This is a genomic window from Streptomyces finlayi (genome assembly GCF_014216315.1).
Lineage (GTDB): Bacteria > Actinomycetota > Actinomycetes > Streptomycetales > Streptomycetaceae > Streptomyces > Streptomyces finlayi_A.
Genome location: NZ_CP045702.1, coordinates 1,997,782 through 2,013,645, shown reverse-complemented (window position 1 = coordinate 2,013,645; position 15,864 = coordinate 1,997,782). Strand labels below are relative to the sequence as shown.

General features: G+C 69.0%; 13 protein-coding genes. 4 read left to right on the top strand and 9 right to left on the bottom strand.

All coding sequences use genetic code 11. From position 1 onward, the window contains the following. Positions 1–19 precede the first annotated feature (19 nt). On the bottom strand, positions 20–637 hold the full coding sequence (locus F0344_RS09110; protein WP_185298294.1) for a YceI family protein: 618 nt from the start codon (positions 635–637) through the stop codon (positions 20–22). A gap of 245 nt (positions 638–882) precedes the next feature. Here F0344_RS09110 and F0344_RS09105 point away from each other — a divergent pair, with 245 nt between their 5' ends. Then, on the top strand, positions 883–1,404 hold the full coding sequence (locus F0344_RS09105; RefSeq protein ID WP_185298293.1) for a hypothetical protein: 522 nt from the start codon (positions 883–885) through the stop codon (positions 1,402–1,404). A gap of 63 nt (positions 1,405–1,467) precedes the next feature. On the opposite strand, the gene F0344_RS09100 is transcribed toward F0344_RS09105, so the two are convergent. Then, positions 1,468–2,694 carry a glycoside hydrolase family 64 protein gene (locus tag F0344_RS09100; protein WP_185298292.1) on the bottom strand — a complete coding sequence of 409 codons (1,227 nt, stop codon included), beginning with the start codon at positions 2,692–2,694 and terminating at the stop codon, positions 1,468–1,470. A gap of 351 nt (positions 2,695–3,045) precedes the next feature. On the opposite strand from F0344_RS09100, the gene F0344_RS09095 reads away from it, so the two are divergent. From F0344_RS09095 to F0344_RS09085, 3 genes are all read left to right on the top strand, one after another. After that, positions 3,046–6,900 carry an endo-alpha-N-acetylgalactosaminidase family protein gene (locus F0344_RS09095; RefSeq protein ID WP_185298291.1) on the top strand — a complete coding sequence of 1,285 codons (3,855 nt, stop codon included), beginning with the start codon at positions 3,046–3,048 and terminating at the stop codon, positions 6,898–6,900. A 259-nt stretch (positions 6,901–7,159) separates the two neighbouring features. Continuing rightward, positions 7,160–8,743 (top strand): acyl-CoA carboxylase subunit beta, encoded by a 1,584-nt coding sequence (locus F0344_RS09090; protein WP_185298290.1) that lies wholly within the window; start codon positions 7,160–7,162, stop codon positions 8,741–8,743. Between the two features lie 66 nt (positions 8,744–8,809). Beyond that, entirely contained in the window at positions 8,810–9,013 is a 204-nt protein-coding gene (locus tag F0344_RS09085) for an acyl-CoA carboxylase subunit epsilon (RefSeq protein ID WP_185298289.1), read from the top strand. Positions 9,014–9,097: 84 nt separating this feature from the next. Here the strand turns inward: F0344_RS09085 and F0344_RS09080 are convergent, their stop codons facing one another. The 7 genes from F0344_RS09080 to F0344_RS09050 form a co-directional block, all read right to left on the bottom strand. Continuing rightward, the gene (locus tag F0344_RS09080; protein ID WP_185298288.1) at positions 9,098–9,679 is read right to left on the bottom strand and encodes a GTP-binding protein; all 582 of its coding nucleotides are present in this window, start codon (positions 9,677–9,679) and stop codon (positions 9,098–9,100) included. After that, entirely contained in the window at positions 9,660–10,304 is a 645-nt protein-coding gene (locus tag F0344_RS09075) for a DUF742 domain-containing protein (RefSeq protein ID WP_185298287.1), read from the bottom strand. Before F0344_RS09075 ends, F0344_RS09080 begins: the two co-directional genes overlap by 20 nt. A gap of 90 nt (positions 10,305–10,394) precedes the next feature. After that, a complete protein-coding gene (locus tag F0344_RS09070; RefSeq protein WP_185302589.1) occupies positions 10,395–10,808 on the bottom strand; it encodes a roadblock/LC7 domain-containing protein in 414 nt (137 codons plus the stop codon). Between the two features lie 10 nt (positions 10,809–10,818). Further along, on the bottom strand, positions 10,819–13,989 hold the full coding sequence (locus F0344_RS09065; RefSeq protein WP_185298286.1) for a nitrate- and nitrite sensing domain-containing protein: 3,171 nt from the start codon (positions 13,987–13,989) through the stop codon (positions 10,819–10,821). A 349-nt stretch (positions 13,990–14,338) separates the two neighbouring features. Then, positions 14,339–14,920 carry a GTP-binding protein gene (locus F0344_RS09060; RefSeq protein WP_073213974.1) on the bottom strand — a complete coding sequence of 194 codons (582 nt, stop codon included), beginning with the start codon at positions 14,918–14,920 and terminating at the stop codon, positions 14,339–14,341. Further along, on the bottom strand, positions 14,901–15,308 hold the full coding sequence (locus F0344_RS09055; RefSeq protein ID WP_003966010.1) for a DUF742 domain-containing protein: 408 nt from the start codon (positions 15,306–15,308) through the stop codon (positions 14,901–14,903). Before F0344_RS09055 ends, F0344_RS09060 begins: the two co-directional genes overlap by 20 nt. Positions 15,309–15,442: 134 nt before the next feature. Further along, entirely contained in the window at positions 15,443–15,856 is a 414-nt protein-coding gene (locus F0344_RS09050; RefSeq protein ID WP_024495006.1) for a roadblock/LC7 domain-containing protein, read from the bottom strand. Between the last annotated feature and the right edge of the window lie 8 nt (positions 15,857–15,864).

Below are 15,864 nucleotides of genomic sequence, written 5' to 3'. Positions count from 1 at the left end.
TGCGGTGCCACCCGGAGGATCAGGCCTGCGGGGCGGCCTTGATCGCGGAGATGTCGAAGTTCAGCTTGACCTTGTCGCTGACCATCACGCCGCCGGTCTCCAGCGCCGCGTTCCAGGTCAGACCCCAGTCCGAGCGCAGGATGTCCGTGCCGCCCTCGAAGCCGACGCGCTCGTTGCCGTAGACGTCGGTCGCCGAGCCGTTGAACTCCAGGTCGATGGCGAGCGGACGCGTGACGTCCTTGATCGTGAGGTCGCCGGTGACGCGGTACGTGTCGCCGCCGAGCTGCTCGGCGCTCGTGGACCGGAAGGACATGAGCGGGAAGGTCTCGGCGTCGAAGAAGTCGCCGCTGACCAGGTGACCGTCGCGGTCGGCGATGCCGGTGTCGATGCTGGCGATCTTGACGTCGATCGAGGCCGAGGAGTTCGCGGGGTTCGCGCCGTCCAGCTTCAGGGTGCCCTCGTGCTCACCGAAGGAACCGCGGACGTTGGTGACCATGGCGTGACGCACCGTGAATCCGATGCTGCTGTGGGCCGGGTCGATCACGTAGTCGCCGCTCAGGGCGGCCAGCGCGGGGTCCGCAGCGAGCGTGGCGGTGGTGGACGGGGCGGTGGTGTTCCTGCGGTTGAACAGAGCCATGGCTCCTCCTCGGGGGACGTGATCGAGCGGATGTCGAGTGGTTGTTTAACCTTCAACGAGATTGACTGTAGAGCAATCTAGTTCAAGTTTCAACAGCAAGGGTCCAGGCCGGTCCGGAAGTCACCCCTCCGCTTCCCGGTGGCGGTGTCGCCCTCTGGCGGACGCGCGTAGAACTCGGGCACCATCTCCCGTGCCCGACGGTGCGACCGTCTCGTCTGATTGTCATGAGCAGGAGGAATTTTTCCGTGTCCTACCGCCCCACGCTCCGCTCCGCCCTGACCGCACTCGCCCTCGTCATCGGCGCCTTCTTCGCCCCGGGCGTCGGCGTCGTCACCAGCGCGACCGACGCCTTCGCCGTCACCAAGATCAGCCACTCCACCGCCACCTCGATGTTCCGCTCGTCGAACATCACCTGGTCGTCGTCGGGCGGCTGTTCCAACCGGAACGTCTCCACCTGCACCTCGTTCGAGCAGCTCAATCTGGCCAGTGCCCAGGGTGCCCAGACCCTCAAGAGCGCCACGGGCTGCGCGCTGAACATCACCGGTGGCACGGAGACCGGCCACGCCGGCGGCACGTACTCGCACTGGAACGGCTACAAGCTCGACTTCTCCAAGTCCACCTGCCTCGACAACTACGTCCGCGGCGTCTTCACCTACATCGGCGTGCGGGGCGACGGCGCTCCCCAGTACCGGTCCGGCTCCGGCAACATCTACGCGGACGAGGGCCACCACTGGGACGTGACGTACTACAACTGCGGCGGCTGCTGAGCCGTACGCACGGGTGCCCCCGTCCGGCGGGACGGGGGCACCCGCACGCGCAGGGGTGATGGGTCAGGACCCGACGCTCACCGTGAAGCGCCTGGGGTTGCCGTCGTGCGCGGCGCCGGACACGTCGGGCTCGCCGTCCGGGCGTACGTCGTCGTACGGGAAGGCGTAACCGATCGGCGCGTTCGCGTGGACGACCCGGGACCAGTGGTTGGTCACCGTGCCCTTGTAGTAGTCCGCCACCGTGGTGCCGTTCGGCTGCTGCGGGTGGCTGAGCATGATCGAGCGGTTGAAGCCCGCCGAGATCCTGGCGAGCAGCGCCTTCTTGTCGTCGGAGTCACCCGGGTTGTTCGTGAACGGCCCGTGGTTGCAGGTGAAGATGTCCTTGGACGTGGGCCGCGCGAAGGTGTGGCCGCCCTCGAACGTCAGCGTGTCACCGCTGACCCGCCCCGCCAGGGTGCCCCGGCCGCCCTGGAGGTCGATCCGCAGATCGGTCGAGCGGTACTCCGTCCAGACCTCGTCGACCTGCGCCGTGAACAGATCCCGGAACGGCATCTGGTCGGGCCGGTCGAAGAACGGGGCCATCAGGTTCTGCGGCGAGACCACCCGCAGGACCTTTCCGTCCGGGCCCCGGGTGATCAGCTTGTCCCAGGGCTGTCCGTCGGAGGCCGCCTGCGCGGTGAGATCGTCGGCGATCCGCTGCACGGCGCCGTCCGGGAGGGGTGCGACGGTGTGCGTGGTGTCGCCCTGGAGGTTCAGGCCGATCGGCAGCGCGGTCACCAGGTCGACGTAGCTGATGTTGGCGTACAGCTGCTGCGGGTTGAAGGTGAACTCGCAGAACGACCAGGTCCGCCCGTAGTTCGGGTCCGTGGGTGTCGCGAAGGCGGGCTCGACCAGCGACGGCCCCGGGTTGAGGTAGAAGTCCAGCTTGTCGTCGCGCACGAAGTAGATCCTGGCCCCGTACATCTGGGGCAGCGTCAGGACCACCGGTCCGGCACCCGCCCCCTTCAGCGGGATGGCGCAGTCGACCGGCAGCGGGGTCTGCGGAGCGCCGGGGGAGTCGGGCCGGTAGACGCCGCCGTCGGCCCGCAGCAGCACCCAGCGGCCGGTGCCCTGCTCGTGGCCGGTCACGTACGCGTTCACCGTGCCCGGCAGCGAACGGTTCTCCAGGGCCAGTTCGCAGGTGGCCGGGGCGGCGGAGGCGCGCGGGCTCAGGGCGCTGCCCCAGAGGGGATAGGTGAGCGCGGTCGCGGACGCGGCGGCGCCTGACAGGAACAGTCTGCGTGAGATCACGAGGTACTCCCGAGGTGTGGGGGGCCGCAGACGGACATGGTTTTCGGGGGGCTGACACGGTGGGGGCGTCTGCGGTGCGCACCACTTTCACGATGCTCCGGTGGAGCGTCAAGAGTTATGACTGAGAGCGCTCTCAGAAGTGGGATGTCTTCACAACTCATCCCCGGCATACGGCACTTAATTGACCGCGCGTCCCCAATCGCCTGCGGCCGGTGAACAGGAGGCGAACGCGGCCCCGTTCCGGCCCGCTCCGGCCCCACTTGGACTAAAAGAGAGCGGTTGTTGGACTGGTAAGCCCGTCCGGGCCGTACGCCGTTGACGCTGTCAGGAGAGGGGGGCTACTCAGTGCACATGTCGCGAAGACTCACTTCGGCGGGCGCTGTAGCCGCCGCCTCAGCAGCCGTCCTGGCGCTCGTGGGGACCAGCCTCCCCGCCGTAGCAGCCGCTCCACTTCCCGCCGCCGCCGCCGCGGCCGCGGCCTCCGGCACCGCCGTCATCGGATCGGCGCAGCTGTCGGTCGCCGTGGCCGACGACTTCCCGCGCGTCCTGTCGTACACCGACAAGGCCGGCGGCGAGCAGCTGTCCGGCAGTACCCGGCCGGTCACGGAGGTCACCCTCAACGGCACCGCGCGCACGGTGCGGCTCAAGGGGGCTCCCGAGGTCACCGCCTCGGCCGCCCGCTACACGCTCACCTTCCCCGACCTGCCCGGCATCGAGATCGACGCCTCCATCGAGGTCTCCGGGCGCGCCACCACCTTCAAGGTGACCGCCGTACGCGACACCGAGACCTTCCGCGTCGGGACCATCGACATACCCGGCCACGATCTCGTCTCCGTGGGTTCCACGGACACCGGCGCGGCGACCGCGTTCACCCGCCTCGACCCCGACTCCACGAAGACCGCCGACGTCTTCGCGAAGGTCACTCCGCAGACCGCCGCCGATGCGGCACCCGTGGGCGCCACCTACGCGATTCTCCACACCGGCTCCCTTGCCGCGGCCGTCGAGTCCAACGCCTCCACGGACAGTCCGGGCGGTCTCGCCAAGGGCGACAACTCGCGTTTCCTGCACCAGGCCCGCAAGGCCGCCGACGGCAGCGTCCGCGTCGGCGTCCGGTCCGGACAGTGGACCTACCGGGGCGCCGGCGCCCCGGAGCCCGAGAGCGGCGCGGACCTGCCGTGGGCGAAGGTCGTCGTCACACCCGACGCCAACGGTGACAGGACCGTGGACTGGCAGGACGGCGCCATAGCCTTCCGCTCCATCGGCGTCATCGCGCCGGGCGGCGACGAGACGGCGGACCGGGTCATCACCCACATCCCGTTCAACTTCGCCAGCCAGGCCACCCACCCCTTCCTGCGGACCCTCGACGACGTCAAGCGGGTCTCCCTGGCCACGGACGGCCTCGGTCAGCTGGCCGTCCTCAAGGGTTACGGCTCCGAGGGCCACGACTCCGCCCACCCCGACTACGGCGGCAACTACAACAAGCGCGCAGGCGGGCTCAAGGACCTCAACAAGCTGCTCAAGCAGGGCAAGGACTGGGGGGCGACCTTCGGCGTACACGTCAACGCCACCGAGTCGTACCCCGAGGCGAAGGCGTTCAGCGAGTCGCTCGCCGACAAGAACAGCCCGGGCTGGAACTGGCTCAACCAGAGCTACTACATGGACCAGCGCCGCGACATCAACAGCGGTGACCTCGCCAAGCGGTTCCAGCAGCTGCGGGACGAGACCGACCCGAACCTGTCGTTCCTGTACATCGACGTGTACTACTCGCACGGCTGGATCGCCGACAAGACCATGCGGGCCGTGCGGAAGCAGGGCTGGACCGTCGGCACCGAGTGGGCCGACAAGTTCGAGCGCTCCTCGCTGTGGTCGCACTGGGCCAACGACCTGGACTACGGCGGCGCCACCAACAAGGGCCTCAACTCGCAGATCATCCGCTTCATCCGCAACGGTGAGAAGGACGTCTGGAACAAGCACCCGGTCCTCGGCCAGTCCGTCCTCGAAGGCTTCGGGGGATGGACAGGCGAGCAGGACTTCAACGCCTTCTACGGCGCGGTCTGGCAGCAGAACCTGCCCGCGAAGTTCCTCCAGCAGGAGAAGATCACCCGCTGGGACTCCGGGACGAACGACATCACCTTCACCGGGGGTGTCCGCGGCACCGTCGAGGACGGGAAGCGGACGTTCTACGACGACGGGCGCAAGGTCCTCAGCGGCGGCGACTACCTCCTGCCGTGGGACGGCGGGAAGAAGCTCTACCACTACAGCGAGGACGGTGGTACGAGCAGCTGGGCGGTACCCGGCGACGGCGCGTACACCGTCTACGAGCTCACCGACAACGGGCGGGTGAAGACCGGCACGGTGAAGCCCGCCGACGGCCGCGTCACGCTCACCGCGACCGCCGGCCGGCCGTATGTCCTCTACCCCGACCACGCCCCCGGCCTGCGCGACGCCGGCTGGGGGCAGGGCGGCCCCGTCGCCGACCCCGGGTTCAACGACCGTGATCTGAGCGACTGGGTCAAGACCGGCACCGTCACCCGCGACACCGACGGGATGGGCCGCAACAGCGCCCGGATCGACGGCGCGGCCGGCCAGACGATCACCGGGCTGACGCCGGGAGAGCGCTACACCGCCTCCGCCTGGCTGGAGATCGAACCCGGCAAGGAACGGCGCACGACCCTGTCGGTCGCCGGCAAGCAGGTCGCCGTCGAACGGTCCACGGTCATGAACAGGATCGCGGCGAGCGACTGGCACGACACCTACATGCAGCGCGTCAAGGTCAACTTCACCGCCCCCGCCACCGGCACCGCGACCCTGCGGATCGACGCGGGCAAGGGAACGGCGACCGTACGGGCCGACGACGTACGCGTCGTCGCCAACGCGCCCGCCACCAAGGCGGGAACCATCGTGTACGAGGACTTCGAGGACGTCGACCAGGCGTGGGGGCCCTTCCTGAAGGGCTCCGCGGGAGGCTCCAACGACCCGCGCACGCACATCGCGCAGAAGAACGCCCCGTACACCCAGGCCGGCTGGAACGGCAAGCTCGTCGACGACGTCCTGGCGGGCGAGGAGTCGCTCAAGACCCACGAGGGCAACGAGGGACTCGTCTACCGGACCGCCCCGGCCACCGTGCCGATGGTGGAAGGGCACAGCTACGAGATCGAGTTCGACTACCAGACCGGCCACGCCGGCTCCTTCGAATGGGTCACCGGATACGACCGGATCGCCGCCGGGAAGCCCGAGTCCGTCGAGACCCGCCGCACCGCCGTCCCCCAGGCCCGCACCACCGCCCACTTCAGCCAGACCGTGAACGCGGGCTGCGGCGACACCTGGACCGGACTGCGGATGCGCGACGACGCGCACGCCAAGGCCGACTTCATCCTTGACGGGTTCACGGTCACCGACCTCGGCCCGTCCGACGAACAGTCGGCCTGCGCCACTCTCGCCCTCACCCCGAAGGCCACCACCTTCGAACCCGGGCAGAAGAACGAGGTCACCGCCACCTTCACCAACTTCGAGCAGACCGCCGCGAGCGACGTCCGGCTGTCACTCGACCTGCCCGAGGGCTGGACGGCCGCCCCCGCGGCACCGGTCACGCACGACAGTGTCGCCACGGGCGCCAAGGCGACCGCGGTCTGGCAGGTCACCCCTCCGGTGGACGCCGCGTACGTGCCGTACACCCTCAAGGCCAAGGCCGGATACACGGCCGGCGGCACACCCCGCTCGCTGGACGCCTCCAGTTCCGTACGGACCCTGCAGCCGCCGCCCACCGGCGATGTCTGGGCGAGCGACATCGACTGGACATCCGCCGAGAACGGCTGGGGACCGGTCGAGCGGGACATGTCCAACGGAGGTCAGGCAGCCAAGGACGGCACCCCGTTGACGATCGGCGGAGTGGTCCACGCCAAGGGCATCGGCAGCCACGCAGCCGCGAAGATCCGCTACTACCTCGGCGGGCGGTGCACCGGCTTCACCGCCGATGTCGGGGTGGACGACGCACAGGTATCGCGGGGCACGGTGACCTTCGAGGTCGCCGCCGACGGCAGGCAGGTGGCGGCGACCCCCGTACTGAGGGCGGCCGACCCGGCCCGCCCGCTCACCGCGGACGTCACCGGCGCCAAGTACGTCGATCTGATCGTCACCGAGGCCGGGGACGGCAACGGCAACGACCACGCCGACTGGGGCAGCGCACGCTTCCACTGCGGCAGCTGACCCCTGGACCTGCCGGGGCACGGGCGTGGGACACGGTCCCGCGCCCGTGCCGTAGCGTCTCCGTACGCCTGGCCGGTACGGACGATGTGCCCGGCGACACATCCTCGGCTTTGTCGGCCCCCCACAAAGGCGGAGGGCTGTGAGCTGGCGGGACGGCTGTGCGGCGTTCGGGTTCTGTCGGGGTCCACCAGGAAACCGGGCAGGAGACTGTGTGGAGTCAACGGCACGATTTGTGCCGTGGGGTTCGTAGGGTCAGTACATGACCGTTGTGGACGAGACCCTGAGCGAGCCGGGCGACACGCGTGGCCGGGTGGCCGAACTGCTGGCGCTGCGAGAGCAGGCCCGGCGGGGACCGAGTGAGCGCGCGACCGAGGCACAGCACGCCAAGGGCAAGCTGACCGCCCGCGAGCGCATCGCACTGCTGCTCGACGAGGGATCGTTCAAGGAGGTCGAGCAGCTGCGCCGGCACCGGGCGACCGGGTTCGGCCTGGAGGAGAAGAAGCCGTACACCGACGGCGTCATCACCGGCTGGGGCACCGTCGAGGGCCGCACGGTCTTCGTCTACGCCCACGACTTCCGGATCTTCGGCGGGGCGCTGGGCGAGGCCCACGCCACGAAGATCCACAAGATCATGGACATGGCCATCTCGGCCGGCGCCCCGCTGGTGTCCCTGAACGACGGCGCCGGCGCCCGTATCCAGGAGGGCGTCTCCGCGCTCGCCGGATACGGCGGGATCTTCCAGCGCAACACCCGGGCGTCCGGTGTCATCCCGCAGATCAGCGTGATGCTCGGCCCCTGCGCGGGCGGCGCGGCCTACAGCCCCGCCCTCACCGACTTCGTCTTCATGGTCCGCGAGACCTCGCAGATGTTCATCACCGGACCGGACGTCGTCAAGGCGGTCACCGGTGAGGAGATCACCCAGAACGGCCTCGGTGGCGCGGACGTGCACGCCGAGACCTCGGGCGTCGCGCACTTCGCGTACGACGACGAGGAGACCTGCATCGCCGAGGTCCGCTACCTGATCGGGATGCTGCCCTCCAACAACCGCGAGAACCCGCCCACGGTGACGAGCGACGACCCCGCCGACCGGCGCGGCGACACCCTGCTCGACCTGGTCCCGGCCGACGGCAACCGTCCCTACGACATGCACAAGGTCATCGAGGAGCTCGTCGACGACGGCGACTACCTGGAGATCCACGAGCGCTGGGCCCGCAACATCATCTGCGCGCTGGCCCGCCTCGACGGCCGGGTCGTCGGCATCGTCGCCAACCAGCCGCTCGCCATGGCGGGCGTCCTGGACATCGAGGCGTCCGAGAAGGCCGCTCGTTTCGTCCAGATGTGCGATGCGTTCAACATCCCGATCGTCACCCTGTTGGACGTCCCCGGCTTCCTTCCGGGCGTCGACCAGGAGCACGGTGGGATCATCCGGCACGGCGCGAAGCTGCTCTACGCGTACTGCAACGCCACCGTGCCGAGGATCAGCCTGATCCTGCGCAAGGCATACGGAGGCGCGTACATCGTCATGGACTCGCAGTCCATCGGAGCCGACCTCACGTACGCCTGGCCCACCAACGAGATCGCGGTGATGGGCGCCGAGGGCGCGGCCAACGTCATCTTCCGCCGCCAGATCGCCGAGGCCGAGGACTCCGAAGCCATGCGGGCCCGCATGGTCAAGGAGTACAAGGCCGAACTCATGCACCCGTACTACGCCGCCGAGCGCGGCCTGGTCGATGACGTCATCGACCCCGCCGAGACGCGAGAAATCCTCATCGCCTCGCTCGCGATGCTCCGCAACAAGCACGCCGACCTGCCGTCCCGTAAGCACGGCAACCCGCCGCAGTAGCCCGGCCGACGCGGGTGACCCCCGCCGCCGCCCGCGCCATCTGCCGAGAAGACGGAGACACACCCCATGAGCATCACCCCCGCCGAGTCCGTGCTGCGCGTCGAGAAGGGTCTCGCCGACCCCGAGGAGCTGGCGGCCATCACCGCCGTCCTGCTCGCCCGTGCGGCCGCCCAGCCCGCCGCACCCGCCCACCGAGGCCGCAACACCGCCGGATGGCGCCGTCTGGAGCGCACGCCCGGCTTCCGCGCCCCGCACAGCTGGCAGGGCTGAGAACGCCCCGCGCCCCGCACGGGGCGCATGCGAAAGGCCCCGTACTCCTTCCGGAGTGCGGGGCCTGCCGTCGTACCGGGGCCGTCAGCGCAGGCGAGCCATGAGGGCGTGCTCAACCAGCGTGATGAGCGCGCTCTTGGCGTCCCCGCGGTGGCGGGCGTCCGTGATCAGGATCGGGGTGTCCGGGCCGATCTGGAGTGCTTCGCGTACTTCGTCGGGGGTGTAGGGCTGGTGTCCGTCGAAGCCGTTGAGGGCGATGACGAAGGGGAGGCCGCTGTTTTCGAAGTAGTCGACCGCGGGGAAGCAGTCGGCGAGGCGGCGGGTGTCGACGAGGACGACGGCGCCGATGGCGCCGCGTACGAGGTCGTCCCACATGAACCAGAAGCGGTCCTGTCCGGGGGTGCCGAAGAGGTACAGGATCAGGTCCTGGTCCAGGGTGATGCGTCCGAAGTCCATGGCCACCGTGGTGGTGGTCTTGTCCCCGGTGTGTGTGAGGTCGTCGATGCCCGCGGAAGCGGACGTCATCACGGCTTCGGTGCGCAGCGGATTGATCTCCGAAACGGCACCGACAAACGTGGTCTTACCCACGCCGAAGCCCCCTGCTACCACGATCTTCGCCGAGGTAGTTGAGCGGGCCGCTCCGCCGCTAGAGCTTGCGAAGTCCACTGAGCACCCTTTCGAGCAGTGTCACGTCTGGTTGGCCGCCGGCGGCCTCGTCGCCGCCGGGCTGATGGATAGCGACGAGCCCGGCCTCTGCCAGGTCGGCGACGAGGATCCGGGCAACGCCGAGCGGGATCGAGAGGAGGGCCGAGACCTCGGCCACCGACTTGATCTCCACGCAGAGCTGGCAGATCCGCTGATGCTCGGGCAACTGCCCCTGGAGCCGCGACGGATCGGCCGTGGTGCTCACCAGCGCTTCGATGGCGAGCTGGTACCGCGGCCGGGTCCGGCCGCCTGTCATGGCGTACGGACGGACCAGCGGGTTGTGCGCCGCGGGTGCGGGCGCCGCGGCCCGCCGTGGCTGCACCGGCTGGATACGGGGCGCCTGGGGCGATCCGTACGGCTGCTGGGGCTGCTGCGGCCACGAACCCTGTTGCGGCCAGTCCGAGCCTTGCTGGGGCCAGTCGGACCCCTGCGTGCTCTGCGGCTGCTGGTAGGGCTGCTGCGGCTGATAAGGCTGTTGCGCACCCTGTCTGCCGGGGGCGGAGGGGAAGTTGAAACGGTTGTCGTCGTGCTCACCGGGAACCCGCTGACCACCCTCATATGGGTGTCCGCCTGTGGGTGCTGCCACGTTTCCTCCTCCGAATGCCAGTCGCCGATACCAGTGGGGCCGCGCCACCGCACCTTAAGGGGCGGTGGCGAGAAACGCACTGTCTGCCTATTAGTTAAGAAGACTTCCCTGGAGCTCCGCGCGGAGGTCCGGGGTCAGAACGCTGCCGGTGCGATCGACCAGAAGCGCCATTTCATACCCAACCAGGCCGATATCGGCGTCCGGATGCGAAAGGACGGCAAGAGATGATCCGTCGGAGATGGACATGATGAAGAGGAATCCTCGCTCCATCTCCACAACGGTCTGATTCACGGCGCCGCCCTCGAAGATCCGGGAGGCGCCCGCGGTCAGCGACGTCAGACCGGAGGCGACGGCCGCCAGCTGGTCGGCGCGGTCGCGCGGGAAGCCTTCGGACATCGCCAGCAGCAGGCCGTCAGCGGAGACCACCACCGTGTGCGACACCCCGGGGGTGTTGTCCACGAAGTTGGTGATCAACCAGTTCAGATTCTGCGCCGCCTGGCTCATCGGGCTCACACTAACGCTCCTGGTTGTAGGTGTTACTTGTGTCCGACCCCGCGTCGCGGCCCCGCTGGACCCCGCGCCGCAGATTGCTCAGCCTGCCACGGACGTCCTCGGGTGCGCGGGAGACCTGGGGGCCGCCCTGCTGCGTCTGCTCCGCCGTGCCCTCGACCAGATTGGCCTTGGGGACGCGACGGGGGAGACCGGACGGGGTGATCCCGCCCGCCTTCGGGTCGCGGAGCTTCTCGGCCCGCTCCCAGCGTTCGTCGTTCGTGGAGCGCCAGTCGTCGGGGCCTTCGCCGGTCGCCGGGGCGGAAGGCGGCTGCTGCGTGTCCCGCGCCGGAACCGGCGCCGGAACCGGAACCGGAACCGGAACCGATTCCGCAGATTCGTTTCCGCGGCCGGTGGGCTGCCAGTGCTGCGCGCCACCCCGTCGCGGCAGACCGGCTTCGGTCAGCTCCTGCGCGGTGTTCGGGACGGGGCCCGAACGGTCGAATCCTACGCTCTCCTGAGCCGCTGCGGGAGCGCTCGGAAAAGATTCCGCTTCAGCCTGTGGTGCAGGCTCGTACGCTCCCTGGTAGCCGTCCTGAGCCGGCCAGTCATCCTGGGGGGACTGGGCCGCGGCGGTGTTGAACTGCTCGCCGTACTGGGCCTGCTGGGCTTCCGGAGCGCCATAGGCCGATTCCGGATAACCGCCCTGCTGATCCTGCTGCGGGTAGCCGGTGCCATACGGCTGGTACGGGGCGGCCTCGTACGAAGGCTGCTGGTACTCCTGCTGTGCGGGCTGCGGCTCCTGGGCGTACTGCTCCTGCCCGTACTGCTGCGGCCGGCTCTGGAGCGCCGCCTGCTCGCCGCCGGCCTGGGCCTCCAGCGCGGCCCGTCGCTCCTCACGCAGGAGCGAACGGCCGACCGGGTCGAGCTGGGCGTCCCCGTCGGGTGTCTCGTACCGGGAGTCGTCGAAGCCGAGCTCCGCCGCCGTACGCATCGTGGTCTGCTGCGGCATCGGGTCGAACGCAGGCTGCTGCTGCTCCGGAATGATCGAGGAGACGGTGAAGTCGTCCTGCGCGACGGCTTCTCCACCGCCACCGTGGGTGATCGCGTCCGGCAGCATGACCAGCGAGGTGGTACCGGCCTGCTCCCCCGAGGGGCGCAGCTGGACACGGACGCCGTGCCGGTCGGCGAGGCGGCCGACCACGAAGAGGCCCATGCGCTGGGACACCGCGGCGTCCACGGTCGGCGGGTTGGCCAGCTTGTGGTTGATGTCCGCGAAGTCCTCGGCCGTGAGGCCGATGCCCTTGTCGTGGATCTCGACCATCACACGGCCGTCGGGCAGCCGGGTCGCGGTGACCCGGACCTTGGTCTGCGGGGAGGAGAACGTGGTGGCGTTCTCCAGCAGCTCGGCCAGCAGGTGGACGAGGTCGGTCACGGCCTGCCCGTGGATCTCGCTCTCCGGTACGCCGGTGAGCTCGATGCGCTCGTACGACTCCACCTCGGAGGAGGCGGCCCGCAGGACGTCGACCAGCGGCACCGGCTGGTTCCAGCGGCGGCCCGGCTCCTCGCCCGCGAGGACGAGGAGGTTCTCGCCGTTACGGCGCATACGGGTGGCCAGGTGGTCCAGCTTGAACAGGCTCTCCAGCTGGTCCGGGTCCGCCTCGTTGTTCTCCAGGTCGGTGATGAGGGTCAGCTGGCCCTCGATGAGCGACTGGTTGCGGCGCGAGAGGTTGGTGAAGATCGCGTTGACGTTGCCCCGGAGCATGGCCTGCTCGGCGGCGAGCCGGACGGCCTCGCGGTGCACCTGGTCGAAGGCGCGGGCGACCTCGCCGATCTCGTCCTGCGTGTTGATCGGGATGGGCTGGACGCGCGTGTCGACCCGGCCCGGGTCGGTCCGCGACAGCTGGTCGACCAGCATCGGCAGCCGCTGTTCGGCGATACTGAAGGCGGCGGTACGCAGCTGGCGCATCGCGCGGCTCATCTGCCGGGCCATGAGGCCGGCGACGACGAACGCCGCGAGCAGCGCGATGACCACGATCAGGCCGTTGACGATGGCGTCCGTCTTGGCGTCGGACGAGATCTCCGCGGCCTCGGTCACGGCCTTGTCGACGAGCTCGTCGCCGACCGTGGAGTAACCGTCGAACTTGGCGGTTGCGCCGGCCATCCAGGTCTCGGGGGTGATCCCCTTGGCCCGGAGTTCGGCCGGCGTCCGGCCCTGGCCGATCTGCTGGGCCATGCCGTCGAAGACCGAACCGTTGATGCTGGGCGGCGGCACGAACGGCTTGCCGGCGGCCTGGGCCTGCTCGGCGGCCGCCTTCAGCTGCTTGGCACCCTCGGCGGCCTTGCCGGTCATGACGGTCTTGAGGCGGGTCGCGTCGGCCTCCGTACCACCGGAGACGAACTCGGCGAGGGCGATCTGCTCCAGGTAGTTGTACGAGCTGAAGGCCTTGACCTGCGCCTGGAACGTGCCGCGCTCCTGGCTGGGACGGACCAGCAGGTGCATGCCGATGGAGCGCTGAAGCGATAGCGCGGCCTTGGAGAGTTCGATCGCGTAGACCGTACGGCCGTAACTGGTGATGTTGCCGGTACCGAGGCCGAGGTCGTTGGAGAACTCCATCAGGGAGTGCTGGACCTTGGTGTAGCCCTCTTCGGTCTTCACCGGGTCCAGCGCCTCGGCGTAGGCGGCCTTACGCAGCTCGGGAAGCTGGGGCTCCTCCACCCTGAACAGCTTGAGGCGGCGCTCCAGGCGGCCTTCCGACGGCATGTCCTGTACGGCGGTGTCGAACTTCGTCTTGGCCTCGTCCGTGGTGGAACGGGCCTCCTCGACGACGTCGGCGGTGCGCTTGTTCGACAGGAGTGGCTGAGCGGTGAGGTCACGCTCGTTGAGCAGCGCCTGCCCGTACTCCGAAGCCGCGCGCACGATCCGCGCGGTCTTCTCGGCGTCCTGGGCCTCGTTCCAGGTGTCGATCGATCCCTTCACCTGGAAGCCGCCCATGACCAGGCCGACCAGCGCGGGGATCAGGAGGATCGCGTTCAGCCGCGTGGGCACACGCCAGTTGCGCGGGGACAGCCGGCTGGTGGAGCCACCGGCCGGTTCGGGCGCGGACATGTCCGCGGACGACGCCCCGGCGCGGGGCGGCGGGGTGAAGTTGCCCCGTTCCGGCTGCGCCGGGGAGCCCTCGTTGCTTCGCCTCACTCGACCAACAACCTCTCGGCGTCGGCACCAACGTTGTGCCGAAGTATTCGTTCAGGGCCGTACTGCTCGGTAGTTCGACGAATTCCAGCACGGGACCGGCCGCGTTCCAAACAGTCGGAATGAGTGATTCCGAGTGGTCTACACCGCAGGCAAAACGGGCATAAAGAGCGAGCCCCGCCAAAAGGCGGGGCTCGCATGAGCAGAGTGGTACCAGTCGAACGCATCGTGTGTTGATGCGGGGGCAATTTCTCTGTCGAAACGTTATGAACACGGGGGCGGATCGTGTCAAACGACACAGGCCGTCCCCGTGTGACTACAGCAACTTCCGTAGGGAAATACGGACTTACGTCTACTTGAGACGTGCCATGAGGGCGTGTTCCACCAAAGTGATCAGACCGCTCTTGGCGTCCGCGCGGTGGCGGGCGTCGGTGGTGATGATCGGGGCGTCGGGGCCGATCTGGAGTGCTTCGCGTACTTCGTCGGGGGTGTAGGGCTGGTGTCCGTCGAAGCCGTTGAGGGCGATGACGAAGGGGAGGCCGCTGTTCTCGAAGTAGTCGACCGCGGGGAAGCAGTCGGCGAGGCGGCGGGTGTCGACGAGGACGACGGCGCCGATGGCGCCGCGTACGAGGTCGTCCCACATGAACCAGAAGCGGTCCTGTCCGGGGGTGCCGAAGAGGTACAGGATCAGGTCCTGGTCCAGGGTGATGCGTCCGAAGTCCATGGCCACCGTGGTGGTGGTCTTGTCCCCGGTGTGTGTGAGGTCGTCGATGCCCGCGGAAGCGGACGTCATCACGGCTTCGGTGCGCAGCGGATTGATCTCCGAAACGGCACCGACGAACGTGGTCTTACCCACGCCGAAGCCGCCCGCCACCACGATCTTCGCCGAAGTGGTGGCACGGCCCGTCCCGCCGTTAGAGCTTGCGAAGTCCACTGAGCACCCTTTCGAGCAGTGTCACATCCGGCGCGCCGCCGGCCTCTCCGTTGCCCGGCTGGTGGATGGCCACCATGCCGGCTTCCGCCAGGTCCGCCACAAGGATGCGGGCCACGCCGAGGGGCATGGACAGCAGTGCCGAGACCTCTGCCACCGACTTGACCTCACGGCACAGGTGGCAGATCCGCTGGTGCTCGGGGAGCAGGGTCCCCAGGTGTGCGGGGTCGGCCGTGGTACTGACCAGGGCCTCTATCGCGAGCTGGTAACGCGGCCGGGTCCGGCCGCCGGTCATGGCATAGGGACGGACCAGCGGCTGGTCGCCTTCACCGTCGTACGACGCGTGGTGCAGTGCGCCGTACGGATCAGGTGAGGCGGGTGGCGGGGTCATGAATCCTCCGGGCGTGACAGCGGTGTGTCGGCTTGCCGTCTGAAGGGGCCGGTGGGGGGTCTGGGGCGGCCGGACGGGTGAGGGTTGTGGGCAGTACCTGGGGGGATTGTGCCTGGGATCCGCTGCATGGCCGCCTAGTGGAGCAGACTGCCCTGGAGCTCGGCGCGCAGGTCGGGCGTGAGGACGGTGCCCGCACGGTCGACGAGGAGAGCCATCTCGTACCCGACCAGACCGATGTCGGCGTCCGGGTGGGCGAGGACGGCCAGCGACGACCCGTCCGAGACGGACATGAGGAACAGGAATCCCCGCTCCATCTCCACGACCGTCTGGCTCACGGCGCCGCCCTCGAAGATCCGGGAGGCGCCCGCGGTCAGCGACGTCAGACCGGAGGCGACGGCCGCCAGCTGGTCGGCGCGGTCGCGCGGGAAGCCTTCGGACATCGCCAGCAGCAGGCCGTCCGCGGAGACCACGACGGTGTGGGACACCCCGGGGGTGTTGTCCACGAAGTTGGTGATCAGCCAGTTCAGATTCTGTGCGGCCTGACTCATGGGGCTCA

Excerpts from the sequence above, each read along its gene's own strand:
- F0344_RS09095 (WP_185298291.1), top strand. The coding sequence starts at position 3,046 with ATGTCGCGAAGACTCACTTCGGCGGGCGCTGTAGCCGCCGCCTCAGCA.
- F0344_RS09090 (WP_185298290.1), top strand. The coding sequence starts at position 7,160 with ATGACCGTTGTGGACGAGACCCTGAGCGAGCCGGGCGACACGCGTGGC.
- F0344_RS09055 (WP_003966010.1), bottom strand. The coding sequence starts at position 15,308 with ATGACCCCGCCACCCGCCTCACCTGATCCGTACGGCGCACTGCACCAC.
- F0344_RS09050 (WP_024495006.1), bottom strand. The coding sequence starts at position 15,856 with ATGAGTCAGGCCGCACAGAATCTGAACTGGCTGATCACCAACTTCGTG.
- F0344_RS09070 (WP_185302589.1), bottom strand. The coding sequence starts at position 10,808 with ATGAGCCAGGCGGCGCAGAATCTGAACTGGTTGATCACCAACTTCGTG.
- F0344_RS09110 (WP_185298294.1), bottom strand. The coding sequence starts at position 637 with ATGGCTCTGTTCAACCGCAGGAACACCACCGCCCCGTCCACCACCGCC.
- F0344_RS09085 (WP_185298289.1), top strand. The coding sequence starts at position 8,810 with ATGAGCATCACCCCCGCCGAGTCCGTGCTGCGCGTCGAGAAGGGTCTC.